At 66.8% G+C, this 18,080-nt stretch carries 16 protein-coding genes and 4 pseudogenes; 16 read left to right on the plus strand and 4 right to left on the minus strand.

Annotated elements, in window-relative coordinates; translation table 11 throughout:
* Positions 1–30 precede the first annotated feature (30 nt).
* The 15 genes and pseudogenes from ACSJDS_RS03200 to ACSJDS_RS03270 all read left to right on the plus strand — a co-directional run bounded on the left by ACSJDS_RS03200 (position 31) and on the right by ACSJDS_RS03270 (position 13,036).
* Positions 31–1,281, plus strand: coding sequence for a sarcosine oxidase subunit beta family protein (locus ACSJDS_RS03200; RefSeq protein WP_473032076.1), 1,251 nt, complete (start codon positions 31–33; stop codon positions 1,279–1,281).
* Positions 1,282–1,293: 12 nt separating this feature from the next.
* Positions 1,294–1,661, plus strand: a pseudogene (locus ACSJDS_RS03205) (sarcosine oxidase subunit delta).
* Positions 1,658–4,720 (plus strand): sarcosine oxidase subunit alpha family protein, encoded by a 3,063-nt coding sequence (locus tag ACSJDS_RS03210; RefSeq protein ID WP_473032077.1) that lies wholly within the window; start codon positions 1,658–1,660, stop codon positions 4,718–4,720. The pseudogene ACSJDS_RS03205 and the gene ACSJDS_RS03210 overlap by 4 nt, the downstream one beginning before the upstream one ends.
* Positions 4,713–5,021 (plus strand): hypothetical protein, encoded by a 309-nt coding sequence (locus ACSJDS_RS03215; protein ID WP_473032078.1) that lies wholly within the window; start codon positions 4,713–4,715, stop codon positions 5,019–5,021. Before ACSJDS_RS03210 ends, ACSJDS_RS03215 begins: the two co-directional genes overlap by 8 nt.
* Positions 4,994–5,362 (plus strand): sarcosine oxidase subunit gamma, encoded by a 369-nt coding sequence (locus ACSJDS_RS03220; RefSeq protein ID WP_473032079.1) that lies wholly within the window; start codon positions 4,994–4,996, stop codon positions 5,360–5,362. The genes ACSJDS_RS03215 and ACSJDS_RS03220 overlap by 28 nt, the downstream gene beginning before the upstream one ends.
* A gap of 185 nt (positions 5,363–5,547) precedes the next feature.
* Positions 5,548–6,413: pseudogene (gene purU, locus ACSJDS_RS03225) on the plus strand (formyltetrahydrofolate deformylase).
* Positions 6,414–6,574: 161 nt separating this feature from the next.
* Positions 6,575–8,155 (plus strand): ABC transporter substrate-binding protein, encoded by a 1,581-nt coding sequence (locus ACSJDS_RS03230; protein ID WP_473032080.1) that lies wholly within the window; start codon positions 6,575–6,577, stop codon positions 8,153–8,155.
* 66 nt (positions 8,156–8,221) lie between these two features.
* Positions 8,222–9,202 carry an ABC transporter permease gene (locus tag ACSJDS_RS03235; RefSeq protein WP_473032081.1) on the plus strand — a complete coding sequence of 327 codons (981 nt, stop codon included), beginning with the start codon at positions 8,222–8,224 and terminating at the stop codon, positions 9,200–9,202.
* 54 nt (positions 9,203–9,256) lie between these two features.
* Positions 9,257–10,162 (plus strand): ABC transporter permease, encoded by a 906-nt coding sequence (locus ACSJDS_RS03240; RefSeq protein ID WP_473032082.1) that lies wholly within the window; start codon positions 9,257–9,259, stop codon positions 10,160–10,162.
* On the plus strand, positions 10,137–10,691 hold the full coding sequence (locus tag ACSJDS_RS03245; RefSeq protein WP_473034964.1) for an ATP-binding cassette domain-containing protein: 555 nt from the start codon (positions 10,137–10,139) through the stop codon (positions 10,689–10,691). The genes ACSJDS_RS03240 and ACSJDS_RS03245 overlap by 26 nt, the downstream gene beginning before the upstream one ends.
* Positions 10,673–11,224: an ABC transporter ATP-binding protein gene (locus ACSJDS_RS03250; RefSeq protein ID WP_473032083.1), complete on the plus strand. Its 552-nt coding sequence runs from the start codon at positions 10,673–10,675 to the stop codon at positions 11,222–11,224. The genes ACSJDS_RS03245 and ACSJDS_RS03250 overlap by 19 nt, the downstream gene beginning before the upstream one ends.
* Complete coding sequence (locus ACSJDS_RS03255) at positions 11,214–11,810, plus strand: ATP-binding cassette domain-containing protein (RefSeq protein ID WP_473032084.1); 597 nt, start codon at positions 11,214–11,216, stop codon at positions 11,808–11,810. Before ACSJDS_RS03250 ends, ACSJDS_RS03255 begins: the two co-directional genes overlap by 11 nt.
* Positions 11,708–12,259 carry an oligopeptide/dipeptide ABC transporter ATP-binding protein gene (locus tag ACSJDS_RS03260; RefSeq protein WP_473032085.1) on the plus strand — a complete coding sequence of 184 codons (552 nt, stop codon included), beginning with the start codon at positions 11,708–11,710 and terminating at the stop codon, positions 12,257–12,259. Before ACSJDS_RS03255 ends, ACSJDS_RS03260 begins: the two co-directional genes overlap by 103 nt.
* Before the next feature lie 13 nt (positions 12,260–12,272).
* The gene (locus ACSJDS_RS03265; protein WP_473032086.1) at positions 12,273–12,710 is read left to right on the plus strand and encodes a TSUP family transporter; all 438 of its coding nucleotides are present in this window, start codon (positions 12,273–12,275) and stop codon (positions 12,708–12,710) included.
* A 17-nt stretch (positions 12,711–12,727) separates the two neighbouring features.
* A complete protein-coding gene (locus tag ACSJDS_RS03270; protein ID WP_473032087.1) occupies positions 12,728–13,036 on the plus strand; it encodes a hypothetical protein in 309 nt (102 codons plus the stop codon).
* Between the two features lie 10 nt (positions 13,037–13,046).
* Here ACSJDS_RS03270 and ACSJDS_RS03275 read toward each other — a convergent pair whose 3' ends face one another.
* The 4 genes and pseudogenes from ACSJDS_RS03275 to ACSJDS_RS03290 form a co-directional block, all read right to left on the minus strand.
* Entirely contained in the window at positions 13,047–13,835 is a 789-nt protein-coding gene (locus ACSJDS_RS03275; protein ID WP_473032088.1) for a heme ABC transporter ATP-binding protein, read from the minus strand.
* Positions 13,828–14,779 (minus strand): annotated as a pseudogene (locus ACSJDS_RS03280) (FecCD family ABC transporter permease). The gene ACSJDS_RS03275 and the pseudogene ACSJDS_RS03280 overlap by 8 nt, the downstream one beginning before the upstream one ends.
* A gap of 107 nt (positions 14,780–14,886) precedes the next feature.
* Positions 14,887–15,216 (minus strand): annotated as a pseudogene (locus ACSJDS_RS03285) (hypothetical protein); the annotation flags it as partial.
* 13 nt (positions 15,217–15,229) lie between these two features.
* Positions 15,230–15,817 (minus strand): heme/hemin ABC transporter substrate-binding protein, encoded by a 588-nt coding sequence (locus ACSJDS_RS03290; RefSeq protein ID WP_473032089.1) that lies wholly within the window; start codon positions 15,815–15,817, stop codon positions 15,230–15,232.
* 198 nt (positions 15,818–16,015) lie between these two features.
* Between ACSJDS_RS03290 and ACSJDS_RS03295 the strand changes: the two genes are divergently transcribed.
* Positions 16,016–18,064 carry a TonB-dependent receptor plug domain-containing protein gene (locus ACSJDS_RS03295; protein ID WP_473032090.1) on the plus strand — a complete coding sequence of 683 codons (2,049 nt, stop codon included), beginning with the start codon at positions 16,016–16,018 and terminating at the stop codon, positions 18,062–18,064.
* The last annotated feature ends 16 nt before the right edge of the window (positions 18,065–18,080 follow it).

Here is an 18,080-nt window from a genome sequence, read left to right on the forward strand (position 1 = left end):
GCCCGCCGGGGCCGGTCGAGGAGAGACGAGATGCAACGCTATTCAGGATTCGGGCTGGCCAAGCACGCGCTCAGCCACCATGAGAACTGGGAGCGCCAGTGGCGCAATCCCACGCCCAAGAAGCAGTACGACGTGATCATCGTCGGCGGCGGCGGCCACGGCCTGGCCACCGCCTACTACCTGGCCAAGGAGCACGGCATCAAGAATGTTGCCGTGGTGGAGAAGGGCTGGCTGGGCGGCGGCAACACCGCCCGCAACACCACCATCGTGCGCTCCAACTACCTGTGGGACGAGTCGGCGGCCCTCTACGAGCACGCCATGAAGCTGTGGGAGGGGCTCTCCCAGGACCTCAACTACAACGTCATGTTCTCCCAGCGGGGCGTCATGAACCTGGCCCACACCCTGCAGGACATGCGCGACGTTCAGCGCCGGGTCAACGCCAACCGCCTGAACGGCATCGACAGCGTGGTGCTCACCCCCGAGGAGATCCAGGAGATCGTGCCGATCATGGACTGCTCGAAGAACGCCCGCTACCCGATCCTCGGCGCCTCCTGGCAGCCGCGGGCGGGCGTGGCGCGCCACGACGCCGTGGCCTGGGGCTATGCCCGGGCCGCCGACGCGCTGGGCGTCGACCTGCTGCAGAACACCGAGGTCACCGGCTTCAAGATCCGCGACGGCCGCGTCTACGGGGTGCACACCAACCGCGGCGACATCGAGGCCAAGACCGTGGGCTGCGTGGCAGCGGGCAACTCCGGCGTGCTGGCCAAGATGGCCGGCTTCCGGCTGCCGCTGGAGTCCCACCCGCTGCAGGCGCTGGTCTCCGAGCCGCTCAAGCCGGTGCTGGATACGGTGGTGATGTCCAACCACGTGCACGGCTACATCAGCCAGACCGACAAGGGCGACCTGGTGATTGGCGCCGGCATCGACGGCTACAACGGCTACGGCCAGCGTGGCAGCTACCCCACCGTGGAGCACACCCTGCAGGCCATCGTCGAGATGTTCCCGATCTTCTCGCGGGTACGCATGAACCGCCAGTGGGGCGGCATCGTCGACACCTGCCCGGACGCCTGCCCGATCCTCTCCGCCACGCCGGTGAAGGGGCTCTTCTTCAACTGCGGCTGGGGCACCGGCGGCTTCAAGGCCACCCCCGGCTCCGGCCACGTGTTCGCCTGGACCCTGGCCAAGAACCAGGCCCATCCGCTGGCGGCCCCGTTCTCCATCGACCGTTTCCATACCGGTGCTCTCGTCGACGAGCACGGTGCGGCCGGCGTGGCTCACTAAGGAGGCAATCCCATGTTTCTTATCTACTGCCCCACTGCGAGGAGCACCGCGAGGAAGAGGAGTTCCGTCCCAAGGGCCAGGCGCACATCGCGCGCCCCGCGGAGCCCGAGGCCTGCTCCGACAAGGAGTGGGGTGACTACCTCTTCTTCCGTGACAATCCGCGCGGCATTCACCACGAGCTGTGGGTGCACGCCGTCGGCTGTCGCAAGTTCTTCAACGTCACGCGTAATACCGTGAGCTACGAGATCCTCGAGAGCTACAAGGTCGGCGAGCGGCCACGCTTCACCGCCGAGCATCCCGATGGCCGGCCGGCCGAGGCCGCCGAGAGCGTCGCCTCCAGGGCGGAAGTGGTCGAGCGCAAGGAAGGAGTCAAGGCATGAGCCAGTCGTCCAATCAGCCGAATCGCCTCAACGAGGGCGGGCGCATCGATCGCTCCCGCCGGCTGACCTTCACCTTCAACGGCAAGCGCTACCAGGGCCATGCCGGTGACACCCTGGCCTCGGCGCTGCTGGCCAACGGGGTGGATATCGTCAACCGCAGCTTCAAGTACTCGCGCCCGCGCGGCATCGTCGCCGCCGGCGCCGAGGAGCCCAATGCGCTGGTTCAGCTGGGCAGCACCGAGGCGGCCCAGGTGCCCAACGTGCGCGCCACCCAGCAGGCGCTGTTCGACGGGCTCGTCGCGCGCAGCACCAACGGCTGGCCCAACGTCCAGCGCGACGTCATGAGCCTGGTGGGCAAGCTGGGCGGTCGCTTCATGCCGCCGGGCTTCTACTACAAGACCTTCATGGCGCCGGCCTCCATGTGGATGACCTACGAAAAGTACATCCGCAAGGGCGCGGGCCTGGGCCGCAGCCCCATGGAAGCCGATCCGGACAGCTACGATCACCTCAACCAGCACTGCGACCTGCTGGTGATCGGCGCCGGGCCCGCCGGCCTCGCCGCGGCGCTGACCGCGGCCCGCAGCGGCGCCCGGGTGATTCTGGCCGACGAGCAGGAGGAGATGGGCGGCTCGCTGCTGGACAGCCGCGAGCTGCTCGACGGCCAGCCCGCCGCCCAGTGGGCCGAGCAGGTGCTGGAGGAACTCGCCGGGCTCGACAACGTCACCCTGCTGGCCCGTACCACCGCCAACGGCTATCACGACCACCACTTCGTGACCCTGCACGAGCGGCGCACCGAGCATCTCGGTGAGACCTCGCCGACCGTGGACGGCTGCCGCCCCTCCCGTTCGCGCATGCACCGCGTGCGTGCCGGTCAGGTGCTGCTGGCCACCGGTGCCCACGAGCGGCCGCTGGTCTACGCCGGCAACGACGTCCCGGGCAACCTGCTGGCCGGCGCCGTCTCCACCTATATCCGCCGCTACGGGGTGGTGCCGGGCAACAAGCTGGTGCTCTCCACCAGTAACGACCACGCTTATCGCGCCGCCCTGGACTGGGATGACGCCGGCCGCGAGGTGGTGGCCATCGTCGATGCGCGCCAGGCGCCGGACGGCGAGCTGGTGGAGCAGGCCCGCGCCCGCGGGATCCGCATCATCGAAGGCGCCGCGGTGATCGAGGCCAAGGGAGGCAGCCGCGTCAGCGGTGCCCGGGTGGCCACCCTCGATGCCCAGGCGTTCAAGGTGACCGGCCAGGCCGAGACCCTGGCCTGCGATACCATCGCCAGCTCCGGCGGCTACAGCCCGGTGATCCACCTGGCTTCCCACACCGGTGCCCGGCCCACCTGGAACGATGAGATCCTCGGCTTCGTGCCCAGCCTGGTGAAGGGCGTGCACGCCGCCGGCAGCGCCCGGGGGATCCACGACCTGGCCGAGGGGCTGGCCGACGGCGTGGCCGCGGCGGCGAAGGCGCTGGCCGCGCTGGGCCGCACGGCCCAGGCCATCGAGCTGCCCCAGGTCGATGCCCGCCGCGAGGGCAAGGCCTGTGCGCTCTATCAGGTGCCCCACGAGAAGCCCACCCTGCGCGCGCCCAAGCAGTTCGTCGACCTGCAGAACGACGTCACCGCGGCGGCCATCGAGCTGGCCACCCGCGAGGGCTTCGAGTCCATCGAGCACGTCAAGCGCTACACCGCCATGGGCTTCGGCACCGACCAGGGCAAGCTCGGCAACATCAACGGCATGGCCATCGCCGCGCGCTGCCTGAACAAGTCGATCCCCGAGGTGGGCACCACGGTGTTCCGGCCCAACTACACGCCGGTGACCTTCGGCGCCATCGCCGGCCGCCACTGCCGTGAGCTGTTCGACCCCGAGCGCTACACCGCCCTGCACCAGTGGCACGTGGAGAACGGCGCCGAGTTCGAGGACGTGGGCCAGTGGAAGCGCCCCTGGTATTTTCCACAAGTACGCCCCGACGCCGCGAACGGCGAACGCGAAAGCATGGCGGAAGCGGTGGCCCGCGAGTGCCTGGCGGTGCGCGAGAAGGTCGGCATTCTCGACGCCTCGACCCTGGGCAAGATCGATATCCAGGGGCCGGATGCCCGGGAGTTTCTGGGTCGCATCTACACTAACAAGTGGGCCAAGCTGGCGCCCGGTCGTGCCCGCTACGGGCTGATGTGCAAGGACGACGGCATGCTGATGGATGACGGCACCACCAGCTGCCTGGCCGAGAACCACTTCCTGATGACCACCACCACCGGCGGCGCCGCCGGGGTCATGGAATGGCTGGAGCTGTGGCACCAGACCGAGTGGCCCGAGCTCGACGTCACCTTCACCTCGGTGACCGACCACTGGGCGACCATGACGGTGACCGGGCCCGAGGCGCGCAACCTGCTGGGCGAGATCACCGACATCGACCTGGCCAAGGAGAGCTTCAAGTTTATGGACTGGCGCGAGGGCAAGGTCGCCGAGGTGCCGGCGCGGGTCTTCCGCATCTCCTTCACCGGCGAGCTCGCCTACGAGATCAACGTCCAGGCCAACTACGCCCTGCACGTCTGGAAGACGCTGTTCAAGCACGGCGAGAAGTACGGTCTGACCCCCTACGGCACCGAGACCATGCACGTCCTGCGCGCCGAGAAGGGCTTTATCATCGCCGGCCAGGACAGCGATGGCTCGGTGACCCCGGAGGACCTGGGCATGCAGTGGGCGGTCGGCTACGACAAGCCCTACTCCTGGGTGGGCAAGCGGGCCCTGTCGCGCTCCGATACCCGGCGCGTCGACCGCAAGCAGCTGGTGGGCCTCAGGCCGAAGGACCCGGCGGTGGTGCTGGAGGAGGGCGCCCAGATCGTCTTCGACCCGGATCACGCCATCCCCATGCCCATGGTGGGCCACGTGACCTCGAGCTACTACAGCCCGACCCTGAAGAGCGGCTTTGCACTGGCCGTGGTCAAGGGCGGCCACTCGCGGATGGGCGAGACCGTCTACCTGCCCATGGCCGACGGCAAGACCCACGCCGCCGAAATCGTCAGCCCGATCTTTGTCGATCCCAAGGGAGAGCGCCAGCATGTCTGAGCAAACTGCCACCTGGTTCAACCTCTACGACGCGCGCCCCGAGACCGAGGTGCCCGCCGAGTCCCCGCTGGCCTGGTCCTATCACAGGACCGGCCGCCCGGCGGTCAGCCAGAAGAGCCGCGTGGTGCTGCGCGAGCGCGCCATGCTGGGTCACCTGATCCTGCGCGGCGGGGCCATCGTCATCGACGAGGCCGTCCGCCAGGTGCTCGGCTTCGGCCTGCCGGGGCGCCCCAATACCCTGGCCCATGACGACGGCGGCGAGCGCTCGATCCAGTGGCTCTCCCCGACGAGTGGCTCCTGATCGTCCCCGGCGGCGAGGAGTTCGCCCTGGAGGGCAAGCTGCGCGAGGCGCTGGGCGACGCCCACTACGCCATCGTCAACGTCAGCGGCGGTCAGACCCTGATCGAGCTCGAGGGCGAGATGGCCCGGGAGCTTCTGATGAAGTCGACGCCCTACGACGTGCACCCGGACGCCTTTCCGGTGGGCAAGGGCGTCACCACGGTGTTCGCCAAGGCCAACCTGATCCTGCGTCGGCCCAGCGAGCATCGCTGGGAGCTGGTGCTGCGCCGCAGCTTCGCCGACTACTGCTATCGTTGGATTCTGGATGCGGGCGCGGAGTACGCTATCGGCGTCGAGCGCTGAGCCTTTTCCACCCGTCCCGCTATTGGGTAGGACGAGGGGCGCCGGGGGCAGGTCGCAGCGGGGGTCCGATTCCAGGGATGGAATCGGTAGCGTACAGGGAGGTATTCACAGCGCCCCGCATAGACCTGTCGCCGGATCAGCCCCAAGAACGATAATCCGGGCCTCTGGTGATAGGAGAGTTAGTAATGAGCCGTAGTGTCAATACCTGGATCCTCACCGCCCAGTGCCCGAGCCAGCTCGGCACCGTGGACGTGGTCACGCGCTTTCTCAAGGAGCGCCGCTGCTATATCACCGAGCAGCACTCCTTCGACGACCGCCTGAGCGGGCGCTTCTTTATCCGCACGGAGTTTCGTCCCGAGGCGGACGGGTTCGATCAGGCGGCTTTCGAGGCCGAGTTCGCGGGTCGGGCCGCCGAGTTCGACATGCTCTTCGAGCTCACCCCCCGGGCACCCGCATGCCGGTGGTGATCATGGTCTCCAAGGCCGATCACTGCCTCAACGATCTGCTCTATCGCTACCGTATCGGCCAGCTGCCCATCGACATTCGCGCCATCGTCTCCAACCACCCGGACCTGGCGCCCCTGGCGGAGTGGCACGACATCCCTTATCACCACTTCCCGATCACCGCCGACACCAAGCCCGAGCAGGAGGCGCAGGTGTGGGCGGTGGTCGAGGAGACCGGCGCCGAGCTGGTGATACTGGCCCGCTACATGCAGGTGCTCTCCAGCGAGATGTGCGAGAAGCTCAGCGGCCGCGCGATCAACATTCACCACTCCCTGCTGCCCGGCTTCAAGGGCGCCAAGCCCTACCACCAGGCCTATGAGAAGGGCGTGAAGCTGGTCGGCGCCACCGCCCACTACATTAACGACGACCTGGACGAAGGGCCGATCATCACCCAGGGGATCGAGCCCGTGAGCCACGCCGACTATCCGGAGGACCTCGTGGCCAAGGGGCGCGACATCGAGTGCCTGACCCTGGCCCGGGCCGTGGCCCTGCACGTGGAGCGCCGCGTCTTCCTCCACGCCAGGCGCACCGTGGTCTTCGAGCGGTAGATCGGGCGGCGAGCTGTCTCGGCATGGGGCTGATGCAAGGACCAGAGTCGAAATAACGCTGAAAGCCGCGTTCCTCGTCGGGCTGGCAATCTTGACTAAGGTGTGGGAAAAACGACGCCAAGGGCGAGAGCCCATCAAACGCTTGAACGAGGAACAACAAGATGCTCAAGAAGACCGTACTGGCCAGCGCCGTGATTGGTGCCATGCTGGCCTCCGCCGCTCATGCCGAGACCCTGCGCTGGACCCGCTCCGCGGACAGCCTGACCATGGACCCCCACTCCCAGAACGAGGGGCCGACCCACTCGGTCAACCACCAGATCTTCGACACTCTCATCTATCAGGACATGGACGTAGCCTACCAGCCGGGCCTGGCCACCGACTGGTATGTTCACCCGGACGACCCCAAGATCTGGGTGTTCGAGATCCGCGAGGGCGTGACCTTCCACGAGGGGCAGTCGTTGACCGCCGACGACGTGGTCTTCTCCCTCAACCGCGCCCGCCACGAGCACGCCGACATGCGCGGCCTGCTCACCTCCATCGCTGAGGTGCGCGCTGCCGACGACTACACCGTGCACGTGGAGACCCACGACCCCAATCCGCTGCTGCCCAACAACCTCACCAACCTGTTCATCATGAGCCGTGAGTGGGCCGAGGAGCACGGCGTCGAGGACCCGCAGAACTACGCCGCCGGGGAAGAGACCTATGCGGTGCGCAACGCCAACGGCACCGGCCCCTTCCGGGTCGAGAGCCGCGAGCCGGACGTGCGCACCGTCTTCGTGCGCAACGACGACTACTGGGGCATCGATCACTACCCGATGGAGATCACGCGGCTGGTGTTCACCCCCATCGAATCGTCGGCCACTCGGGTGGCGGCGCTGCTCTCCGGTGAGGTCGACCTGCTCCAGGAGACCCCGGTACAGGACATCGAGCGTTTGGCCAACGCCCCGGGTCTGAAGAACGAGCAGGGCGCCGAGAACCGCACCATCTTCCTGGGCATGGACCTGGCCTCGGCCACGCTAGAGACCGTCGACACCGACGACAATCCCTTCGCCGACCGCCGCGTGCGCGAGGCGATCAACCTGGCGGTGGATGCCAACACCATTCAGACCGCGGTGATGCGCGGCAACTCCGAACCCGCCGGGATGATCGCGCCGCCCTTCGTCAACGGCTACAGCGAGGAGATGGATGTGGTGCTGCCGGCTGATGTGGGCCGCGCCCAGCAGCTGATGGAAGAGGCCGGCTACGGCGACGGTTTCCGCGTCACCCTGCAGTGCCCCAACGACCGCTACGTCAACGACGAGCAGATCTGCCAGGCGGTGGTCAGCATGCTGGCGCGCATCGGCATCACCGTGGACCTGGTGGCCCAGACCCGCTCGCTGCACTTCGCGGAGCTGGCCCGCGGCGAGTATGACTTCTACATGCTCGGCTGGGGCGTGCCCACCATGGACTCGGAGTACGTCTTCAACTACCTCTACCACACCAAGGAGGAGGATCGCGGCACCTGGAACTTCACCGGCTACAGCGATGAGCGGGTCGACGAGCTGACCGTGGCCATGGGCCAGGAGACCGACGAGGCGGCGCGCAACGAGATGATCGCGGAAGCCTGGCAGATCGTGCATGACGAGATCGTCTACATCCCGATCCACCATCAGATGCTGACCTGGTCGATGCGCGACGATATCGACTTCCAGGTGCAGAGCGAGAACACGCCGCACTTCAAATATCTGAAGTTCAACCAGTAAGTCTCTCGAGGCACGACCCCTGGCCGCCACAAGCGGCCAGGGGTATCGTCGTTATTTGGTGATCCCATGCTAGCGTTTCTGATCCAGCGCGTGCTGCAGGCCATCTTCGTGATGTTCGTGGTCGCGCTTATCGCCTTCTCGCTGTTCCACTACGTCGGCGACCCGGTGCTCAACATGCTCGGGCAGGAGGCCACCGAGGCCGATCGCGCCGCGCTGCGGGCCCAGCTCGGTCTCGACCAGCCGGTGGTGGTGCAGTTCTGGAATTTCATCGTCAATGCCGCCCAGTTCGAATTCGGCATTTCCTACCGCTCGGCGCGCCCGGTGACCGATCTCATCATGGAGCGACTGCCGGCGACCCTGGAGCTGGCCATCATCTCGGCGATCTTCGCCGTGGTCATGGGCATCGGCCTGGGGATCTATACCGCCCTGCGTCGCCGCAGCTGGCTGTCGAAGTTCATCATGACCACCTCGCTGATCGGCGTCTCGCTGCCGACCTTCCTGATCGGGGTGCTGCTGATCTACCTGTTTGCCGTGGAGCTGGGCTGGCTGCCGGCCTTCGGTCGCGGGCAAACGGTGCGCCTGGGAGAGTGGTGGACCACCGGGCTGCTCACCGCCAGCGGGCTGCGCTCGCTGATCCTTCCGGCGATCACTCTGGGGCTCTTCCAGCTGACGCTGATCATGCGCCTGGTGCGCGCCGAGATGCTCGAGGTGCTCAGCACCGACTACATCAAGTTCGCCCGGGCCCGCGGGCTCTCCAAGCGGGTGGTCAACCTGCGTCATGCGCTGAAGAACACCATGATCCCGGTGATCACCATCATCGGCCTTCAGCTTGGCACCATCATCGCCTTCGCCATCATCACCGAAACGGTCTTCCAGTGGCCAGGGGTAGGGGCGCTGTTCATTACCGCGGTGCGCTTCGTCGATATCCCGGTCATGGCCGCCTATCTGATGATGATCGGTCTGGTGTTCGTGGTCATCAACCTGGTGGTGGACCTGCTCTACTACGCCGTGGATCCACGCCTGCGCGCGCAGGGAGGTGGCAAATGAGCCAGCAACCGAAACCGACGCCGGAGGCGCCCATCTACCGCCCAAGCCGAGCAAGTGGCGCACTTTCCTGGAGAGCGACATCGTCTACTCCTGGAAGCGCCAGCCGGTGGTCATTCTGGCTACCCTGGTGACTCTGATCATGTTCGCCGGGGCGCTCTTTGCCCCTGGATCGCGCCGCAGAATCCCTTCGATCCGCGGGAGCTGGAACTGATCGACGCCTTCAGCGCGCCACTGACGACCTCGGAGTTCACCGGCAACTTCTATCTGCTGGGCAGCGACAGCCAGGGGCGCGACGTCTTCTCGGCGATTCTCTACGGCTCGCGCATCTCGCTGCTGGTGGGCTTCGCCGCGGTACTCTTCGCCCTGGTGCTGGGCACCGCGCTCGGCCTGATGGCGGGCTTCCGCGGTGGCTGGCGCGATGCCCTGATCATGCGCATCGCCGATGTCCAGCTCACCTTCCCGTCGATCCTGATGGCGCTGCTGATCTTCGGCGTGATCCGCGGCTTCCTGCCGCGCTCGATGCATGCCGAGGTAGCGATCATCGTGCTGATCATCGCCATCGGCCTCTCCGACTGGGTGCAGTACGCCAGGGCGGTGCGCGGGGCCACCATGGTCGAGAAGGGCAAGGAGTACGTGCAGGCGGCGCGGGTCATCGGCCTGCCGGCGCCCAAGATCCTGTTCCAGCATATCCTGCCCAACGTGATGCGTCCGGTGCTGGTGATCGGCACCATCGGCCTGGCGTTGGCCATCATCGCCGAGGCCACGCTGTCGTTCCTGGGGGTCGGCATGCCGGCCACCCAGCCGAGCCTGGGCACCCTTATCCGGGTCGGCCAGGACTACATGTTCTCGGGAGAGTGGTGGATCCTGCTCTTCCCCGGGGTGGCGCTGCTGATGCTGGCGCTCTCCGTCAATCTGCTGGGAGACTGGTTGCGTGATGTCCTCAACCCCAAGCTCCGATAATCCACGCCCCGCGCCCCAGGCCAGGGGCGAACAGGGTGAGACGCCGGTCCTTAGCGTGCGGCATCTGCGGGTGGAGTTTCCCACCCGCCACGGCACCCTGGTGGCGCTCGACGACGTCTCCTTCGATATCGCCCCGGGGGAGGTCCTCGGCGTGGTGGGCGAGTCCGGTGCGGGCAAGTCGATGACCGGCAATGCGGTGATTCAGCTGCTCGAGCCGCCTGGCCGTATCGCCGACGGCGAGGTGCGCCTGGGTGGCAAGCGTATCGATAACCTGCCGGAAGAGCAGTTCGTGCCGCTGCGTGGCCGCCATATCGGCATGATCTTCCAGGATCCGCTGACCAGCCTCAATCCGCTCTTCTCGATCGGCGATCAGCTGGTGGAGACCATTCGCGCCCATCTGCCGATGAACGAGAAGCAGGCCCGGGAGCGGGCTCTGGAGCTGCTGCGCGAGGTGGGCATTCCGGCGCCGGAGACGCGCCTTGCCGCCTATCCCCACCAGTTCTCGGGGGCATGCGCCAGCGGGTGGTGATTGCCCTGGCGCTGGCCGCCGAGCCGGAGTTCATCATTGCCGACGAACCCACCACGGCCCTGGATGTGTCGGTGCAGGCGCAGATCCTGGCGCTGCTCAAGCGCCTCTGTGCCGAGCACGGCACCGCGGTGATGCTGGTCACCCACGACATGGGGGTGATCGCCGAGACCGCCGACCGGGTGGCGGTGATGTATGCCGGGCGACTCATCGAGATCGGGCCGGTGGACGAGGTGATCCGCCACCCTCAGCACCCCTACACCGAGGGGCTGATGGCCTCGATCCCCGGTATCGAGAAGAGTCTCGATAGGCTCTACCAGATCGAGGGGGCCATGCCGCGGCTGGCGGCGATTCCCGAGGGCTGCGCCTTCAACCCGCGCTGCCCCCATGCCCAGGAGCGCTGCCGGCGCGAGCGTCCGGACCTAATGCCGGCCGGGGCCGGCCAGGCGGCCTGCTGGCTGCACGACCCGGACGATCCGCTGCCGCCGCGGTCAGCGGCAACAGTCGCAGGAGAGGAGGTGAGCCATGTGCGCTGATACCGCAGTGAAGAAGACGGCGGCGGCGTCGGGTGACACCCTGCTGGAAGCTCATGACCTGGCGCGTCACTTCGATGTCTCCAAGCCCTGGCTCAACCGGGTGCTGGAGCGCGGCGAGAAGCTGACCCTCAAGGCGGTGGACGGGGTGAGCTTCGCCATCCGCCGCGGCGAGACCCTGGCGCTGGTGGGCGAGTCGGGCTGTGGCAAGTCCACGGTGGCCCGGCTGGTGGTGGGGCTCTACGGCCTGACTCGTGGCAAGCTGGTGTTCGACGGCGAGGAGATCAGCGACCTGGCGAGCCGCACCGGGCGCCAGGCCGCGGCGGTGCGCAGGCGCTTCCAGATGATCTTCCAGGACCCCTACGCCAGCCTTAACCCGCTGTGGCGGGTGGGCGCCGTCATCGGCGAGCCGCTGCGGGTCTTCCGCCCGAGCTCGGCGCCACCGAGCGCCGCCGGAGAGTGGGCGAGCTGCTTGAGCAGGTGGGCATGTCGGCGCCCGACGCCAACCGCTACCCTCACGAGTTCTCCGGCGGCCAGCGTCAGCGCATCTCGATTGCCCGAGCGCTGGCCAACGAGCCGGAGTTCATGATCTGCGACGAGCCCACCTCGGCGCTGGACGTGTCGGTGCAGGCGCAGATCCTCAACCTGATGCGTGACCTGCAGGATCAGTATGGGCTGACCTACCTGTTCATCAGCCATGACATGGCGGTGGTCAAGCACATGGCCGATCGCATCGCGGTGATGTACCTGGGGCGCATCGCCGAGATCGCCCCCGCCGAGCAGCTCTTTGCCACGCCGCACCACCCCTACTCGAAGATGCTGCTGGCCGCGGTGCCGTCCCTGGAGGGCGCGGGCAAGGAGCGCACCATGATCGAAGGCGAGGTGCCCAACCCGGTGCATCCTCCCTCGGGCTGCGCCTTCCATCCGCGTTGCCCCCATGCCAACGAGCGCTGTCAGCGGGAAGTGCCGCAGCTGATTGCCAGAAGCGACGGCAGCGAAGTGGCCTGTCACGGCGTCGAGGAGGGGCGCATCGAGTGAACGGACGGCGCTGATGCTGGAGTGGCTCTCACCGCTGTCGGGCGGAATCAACCTGGGGCTGGTGGCGCTGTCCGCCTTCACCTCGATGATCTCCGCCGCCGCAGGCATCGGTGGGGGCTCCCTGCTGATCATGACCATGGCGCAGGTGATGCCCGCGACGGCGCTGATCCCGGTGCACGGCATGGTCCAGCTGGGCTCCAACGGCGGCCGAGCGCTGATGACCTGGCGCCACCTGGATCGCGGCCTGCTGGCCGCCTTCCTGCCCGGCGTGGTGCTGGGCGCCCTGGCCGCCGCCTGGCTGCTGGTGCGCCTGCCGCCCGGGGTGCTGGAGCTGTGTATCGCCGCCTTCGTGCTCTACGCCTGCTGGGGGCCGGGTTGGCCGCGGGCGCTGCTGGGGCGCGCCGGCACCCTGCTGGCCGGGGGCTCACTACGTTCCTCTCCAGCCTGGTAGGGGCCACAGGCCCACTGGTGGCCGCGGTGATCCAGCAGCACTTCGCGGCGCGCCTGCCGCGGGTGGCTACCTTCGCCGCCTGCATGAGCGCCCAGCATCTCACCAAAGCCTTCGTGTTCGGCGTGGCTGGATTCGTGTTCCGCGACTGGCTGGGGCTGATGCTGGCGATGGTGGCGGTGGGCTTCGCCGGCACCTGGCTGGGCCTGCGGCTGCTGCATCGGCTCAGCGATCATCGCTTCGATGCCATCTTCAAGTGGGTTCTCACCCTTCTCGCCCTGCGCCTGATCTGGCTGGGCGGGGAGCGGCTGGAGATACTCGGCGGGTGATGTGGTTCGCTCAGGCGGTTGCCCAGCACGCCGAATAATGAGGGGTTACCGTGAGGCTGTCACCCTCTTGCTGGACCCGGATGGGCACCCCATAGAGCTCACTCAGGCGTGGGCCGGTCAAGATCGCCCGTGGGCAGCCGTCGGCGACGACCCGTCCGCGCTTGAGCAGCACGATGCGCTGGGCCACGCTGGCGGCCAGGCTGATATCGTGGAGTATGGCCAGAACGCCGACCCCTTGCGCGGCGGCGTTTCGGGCCGCCTTGAGTACCGTGATCTGATGCTGCAGGTCGAGGCTGGCGGTAGGCTCATCGATGAGCAGATAGCGCCCACCGCCGAGCCGCTGACCGGCCCACAGTTGCGCCATGACTCTGGCCATGTGGGTGCGATGCTGCTCGCCGCCGGAGAGCCGGGCTATCGGGCGCTGTCTTAGTGCCTCCAGGTCGAGCCGTCGCAGTGCCCGGTCGGTGATCGCGGTGACCTCATGACTCGTCAGCTCCTGCGGAATGCCAAGCTGCACCAGCGTTTCGACGCTGAACGGGGCAATGACTCTCGGCGTCTGCTCCAGCACGGCACGCTGCATCGCCAGCTCGAAGGCGCTGAGTGCGCTGGGGCAACGGGCGTCCATGCGCACTTCGCCAGTTCCCTGCTCGGCGCCGCTGAGACAGTGCATCAGCGTGGATTTGCCGGCGCCATTGGGTCCCAGCACCGCCACGAACTCACCGGGGCGTAGTTGCAGGTCGATGTTGTCGAGCAGCCGCTTGCCGCCCTTTACCAGGGTTAAGGCTTTGGCTTCAAGCATGTGAAAGGCTCCTGGAGCGTCGCGTCAACAGCCAGAGGAAGAAGGGCCCGCCGATCAGGCTGGTGGCGATGCCGATGGGGGGCTCCTGAGGCGGAATCGTCAGGCGCACGGCAAGGTCGGCGCCCAGCACCAGGCTGACACCCAGCAGGGCGGCCGCCGGCAGCACCCAGCGGTGGCCATGGCCGATCAGTAGCCGTGCCAGGTGGGGGCGACCAGGCCGATGAAGCCGATGGGGCCGGCGGCCGCGGTGACCGCGCCGACGCACAGTGCGGCGGCCAAGGCCAGGCGGCGCTTGCTGCGTTCCACATCCAGCCCGGCGTGAAAGGCCTGCCGCTCTCCCAGCTGAAACAGGTCCAGCCCACGCGCTTGGCACCAGAAGACCGGGGTCATCGCCAGGGTGATGCCCAGCGCCATCAATACGACCGGCCAGCCGGCGTGACCCAGTCCCCCATGGTCCAGAAGGTGAGATCGCGCAGCGCCTGGTCGTCGGCGATATACACCAGTACGCCCAGCAGGGCGCCGGCGATGGTATTGATGGCAATGCCGATCAGGATCAGCATGGCCACGGAGGTTTCGCCCCCGCAGCGGGAGAGTGTGAACACGCATGCCATGGCAACCGTGCTGCCGATAAACGCCGCCAGCGGCAGCAGCGCACCCTGAGCTAGCGCAGGCAGCTCCGGGCTGCTCAGCCCGCCGAGCACGATCGCGCTGACGGCCCCGATCGAGGCCCCCGCCGTGATGCCGATCAGGCCGGGGTCGGCGAGCGGATTTCTCAGCATCCCCTGCAGCGCGGTGCCGGAGAGAGCAAGAGCCATGCCCACCGCCAGGCCCAGGGTCAGCCTGGGCAGACGAATCTGCCAGAGAATGCTGGCGTCCAGCGGCTCCCCTTGGCCGGCGAGTGCCGCCCATAGCCGGGTGCCGTCGATCGGTACGGGACCGAGCATCAGCTCGGCCAGCGCCAGGGCGAGTGCCAGCGCGCCGAGCCCCGCCAGTATCAGCGGCTGGCGGGAAGCCGTTGACCGCAGAATGCCTCTGCGCAGGATCGTCGCGCTCACGGTGAAGCTTCCCTAGCCGTGCTCATGGCGCCAGCGAGCGCTTCGTGTAGTGTGCGGATGGCGTGGGGGGTACGAGGACCGTAGCCGAGTAGCAGCATGCCCTCCATGGAGATAAGACGGCCCTGCTGGCCGGCAGGCGTCTCTCCGAGGTCCGGCCGATTCAGAATCAACTCCGGTGACCGGCCGTCGAGCTGCTCCTCCATCATCAGCACGATATCGGGCTGCAGGGAAATCAGCGACTCCATGGACAAGGGACGATAGCCGGCAATGCCGCCAGTCACCGGCTGGCCTCCTGCCATCCGGATCATCGCCTCGGCCACGGTATCCTCCCCCCGATAATCATCGGCCCGCTGTCCGCTGAAAGCACGAACAGGACCCGGGGGGCTGGGGACCGATCTCGATACGCCGTTGCACCTTGGTGAACTCCGACATGAAGCGGCTTGCCAGGCGGTCGGCTTCGTTTTCTCGACCCAGTGCCTCGCCGACAAAGCGAATCTTGGCGGTAACGTCTTCGGCTGCTTCGCCCTGGGGGGCCGGTGCCTGATGGACGGCAACGCCGGCGGCGAGTAGCCGCTTCAGGGTGGCATCGGGGCCGGCGAAGTGGCTAGCCAGCACCATCTCGGGGCGCAGCGAGAGCACGCCTTCCGGAGAGAGCGTGCGCACGTAGCCGATGCTGGGCAGCGTCTCGAGGGTGGCCGGGTAGGTGGCGGTGGTATCGACACCGACCACGCGGTGTCCCTCATCCAGGGCGAAGACAATCTCGGCGAGGTCGCCACCGGCAATGACGATGCGCTCGTCCGCATGGGCTGGCGTGAGGAATGCCCATGACAGGACCGCTATCAGAAGCGTCTGCAGCAGGCGCTGTTGGCTGGTCGAGTCGGCACCCTGGGCAGGGTAGGGCGGTAGCCGCCGTGGGTCGATGGACATGGTCACCTCCTGCATTAAACACTAAGAATTATCATTAGCGTTTGCCCCGTCAAGCCCCAAGCTCACCGGCGGCGCCACGGGAGGCCGGCGAGGGACAAGGATGTGATCCACATCATACAAAGAGTTATTATTTATTGCGAATCACTATCATTAAATTTTATATTCAAATTTTGGCCAGCGACATGAGAAGGAGTCCTCATGAACACGGGTAAGCATGCATGGCAGCGCAGGTTGATGATGGTGGCACTTGGCGCGCCCTTGGCATGGCAGTCGGCCGCTGCCGACGACGACACGGCCCGCCAAGCCCACGGGGTGCTGGATACCCTGGTCGTGCTGGGCACCGGGACGCAGACGCCGGTATTCGAGAGCCCCGCCTCAATCACGGCGCTCGAGGCCCATGAGCTGCGGCGCAATCCAACCTCCAGCGTGGCAGAGCTGCTGCGTGATGTCCCTGGGGTGAGGCTATTCGACGACGGTACGGCCGGCATGAAGCGCATCAGCATCCGCGGCGAGACGTCGCGCCGGGTCACCATCAAGATCGACGGCCATGCCCTGACCGATCATTCGCCCTATGGTACGCCGCTGCTGCTCGATCCCTCGATCATCGAGCGCATCGAAGTGGTGCGCGGGCCATCCTCCGTGCTTAGCGGCTCCAACGCCATCGGTGGGGTGGTCAACATCATTACGCGACGCGGCGGTGAGGCGCCGTTGGCGGGTAGCGTCAGCGCGACAGGCTATTCTGCCACTCGCGGCTATCAGGCCAGTGCCACTCTCCAGGGAGCGAGCGGGGGGGTGGACTGGCGGGTTACCGGCAGCCTGGCGGATGAAGGGGATCGACGCACGCCGGAGGGGACGCTCTCGCCTTCCGGCTTCGAGCAGGATCAGCTCTCGACCCACCTGGGATATCGCCATGATAACCACTACGTAGCGCTGAAGGCCGATCAGTATCGTCTCGAGGCCGACGTCTTCAACCCCCTGCCGCCCAACTTCGATGAGTTCTTCATTCGCCTGCCGCAGCGGGACCTGCGAAAGGTCGGCATCTTCTATGAGGGGGAAGAGCTGTCTCCTGCAATCAGCCACGTGGAGGCCAGTCTGTACCATCAGACGATCGATCGACGCTTCGGGAACCGCGCGGCAATGACCAGCGGCATGACAGTGGAAACCACCAGCGATGACCGCCAGACCACCTTTGGCAGCAACCTGCAGCTCGAACTGGCGCTGACCGAGCTGGGCGGCACCGTGGTGGGGGTCGAGTATGAGAACGATGCGCTGGACACCGACAAGACCTCGGATGTGTTCATGCCGTTTCCACCGCCGGGACAGCGCACCTTCTCCGCGACTACCGATGAGGCGCGTATCGAGACGCTGTCCGCCTATGCCCAACAGGCGTGGGAGCTGAACGACACCACGACGGCCTACTTCGGCGGGCGCGTCTATGCCGTCGAGGCAGAGCTCGAAGCGAGCAGCGACCAACCGCTCGAGCGCAACACCGATACGCAGGCGCTGGGCTCGATCGGGCTGGTCTACACACCGACGGACAGCTGGTCGCTGCGCGCGAACCTTTCGCAAGGCTACTCTTATCCCACGCTGCAGCAGCTCTTCCTCACCACGACGGCGGGCGGTCAGACCACCGTCGGCAATCCTGGGCTCGCGCCTGAAACGGCTGACACCCTGGAGCTGGGCGCCCGCTATCGCGATGCCGTGGTGACGCTGGATGCGACCCTCTTCCATACCCGGGCCGATGACTATATCGGTACCGAGGAGCAGGCCGGAAACGGAAACCGCCCCATCCGCCGCTACGTCAATATCCACCAGGCCACGACCACGGGGCTGGAGCTGTTCGGAGAGTATCGCCTTGCGTCGACCGACACTGCGTTCTACGTGAACGGCAGCCTGATGCGACGCCAGTTCGATTTCGGCGAGTCCCAAACCTATGACAGCGGCACGCCGCGGCTCTCGGGGCGGGTCGGGGTCCGGCAGGACTGGATGCTGACACCGACTACGCGGCTGGAAGGTGACCTGTTCCTGCGCGGTGAAAGCGAGGCGCGTCAGCGCAATGCAGCCGGGGAAGTGACTCAGCGCACTGCCGGCTACGGTACGCTCAATGCCTTCTTGGGTGTTCAGTATGCCGACCGCCTGGATGTAGGCCTGAGTCTCGAGAACCTGCTCGACAAGCGCTACCGCTCGTTCGGAGAGCTCACCGGTCAAGAGCGAAGTGTGGCCCTGACCACGACGCTGCACTTCTGAGGAGGGGGTTTCGGAT

The sequence above is a fragment of the Halomonas sp. SL18_1 genome, from assembly GCF_055755715.1.

What these genes read in the sequence shown, in the direction of transcription:
- ACSJDS_RS03200 (WP_473032076.1), top strand. Translation starts at nt 31, where the DNA reads ATGCAACGCTATTCAGGATTCGGGCTGGCCAAGCACGCGCTCAGCCAC.
- ACSJDS_RS03210 (WP_473032077.1), top strand. Translation starts at nt 1,658, where the DNA reads ATGAGCCAGTCGTCCAATCAGCCGAATCGCCTCAACGAGGGCGGGCGC.
- ACSJDS_RS03215 (WP_473032078.1), top strand. Translation starts at nt 4,713, where the DNA reads ATGTCTGAGCAAACTGCCACCTGGTTCAACCTCTACGACGCGCGCCCC.
- ACSJDS_RS03230 (WP_473032080.1), top strand. Translation starts at nt 6,575, where the DNA reads ATGCTCAAGAAGACCGTACTGGCCAGCGCCGTGATTGGTGCCATGCTG.
- ACSJDS_RS03235 (WP_473032081.1), top strand. Translation starts at nt 8,222, where the DNA reads ATGCTAGCGTTTCTGATCCAGCGCGTGCTGCAGGCCATCTTCGTGATG.
- ACSJDS_RS03245 (WP_473034964.1), top strand. Translation starts at nt 10,137, where the DNA reads ATGTCCTCAACCCCAAGCTCCGATAATCCACGCCCCGCGCCCCAGGCC.
- ACSJDS_RS03250 (WP_473032083.1), top strand. Translation starts at nt 10,673, where the DNA reads ATGCGCCAGCGGGTGGTGATTGCCCTGGCGCTGGCCGCCGAGCCGGAG.
- ACSJDS_RS03255 (WP_473032084.1), top strand. Translation starts at nt 11,214, where the DNA reads ATGTGCGCTGATACCGCAGTGAAGAAGACGGCGGCGGCGTCGGGTGAC.
- ACSJDS_RS03260 (WP_473032085.1), top strand. Translation starts at nt 11,708, where the DNA reads ATGTCGGCGCCCGACGCCAACCGCTACCCTCACGAGTTCTCCGGCGGC.
- ACSJDS_RS03265 (WP_473032086.1), top strand. Translation starts at nt 12,273, where the DNA reads ATGCTGGAGTGGCTCTCACCGCTGTCGGGCGGAATCAACCTGGGGCTG.
- ACSJDS_RS03275 (WP_473032088.1), bottom strand. Translation starts at nt 13,835, where the DNA reads ATGCTTGAAGCCAAAGCCTTAACCCTGGTAAAGGGCGGCAAGCGGCTG.
- ACSJDS_RS03290 (WP_473032089.1), bottom strand. Translation starts at nt 15,817, where the DNA reads ATGTCCATCGACCCACGGCGGCTACCGCCCTACCCTGCCCAGGGTGCC.
- ACSJDS_RS03295 (WP_473032090.1), top strand. Translation starts at nt 16,016, where the DNA reads ATGAACACGGGTAAGCATGCATGGCAGCGCAGGTTGATGATGGTGGCA.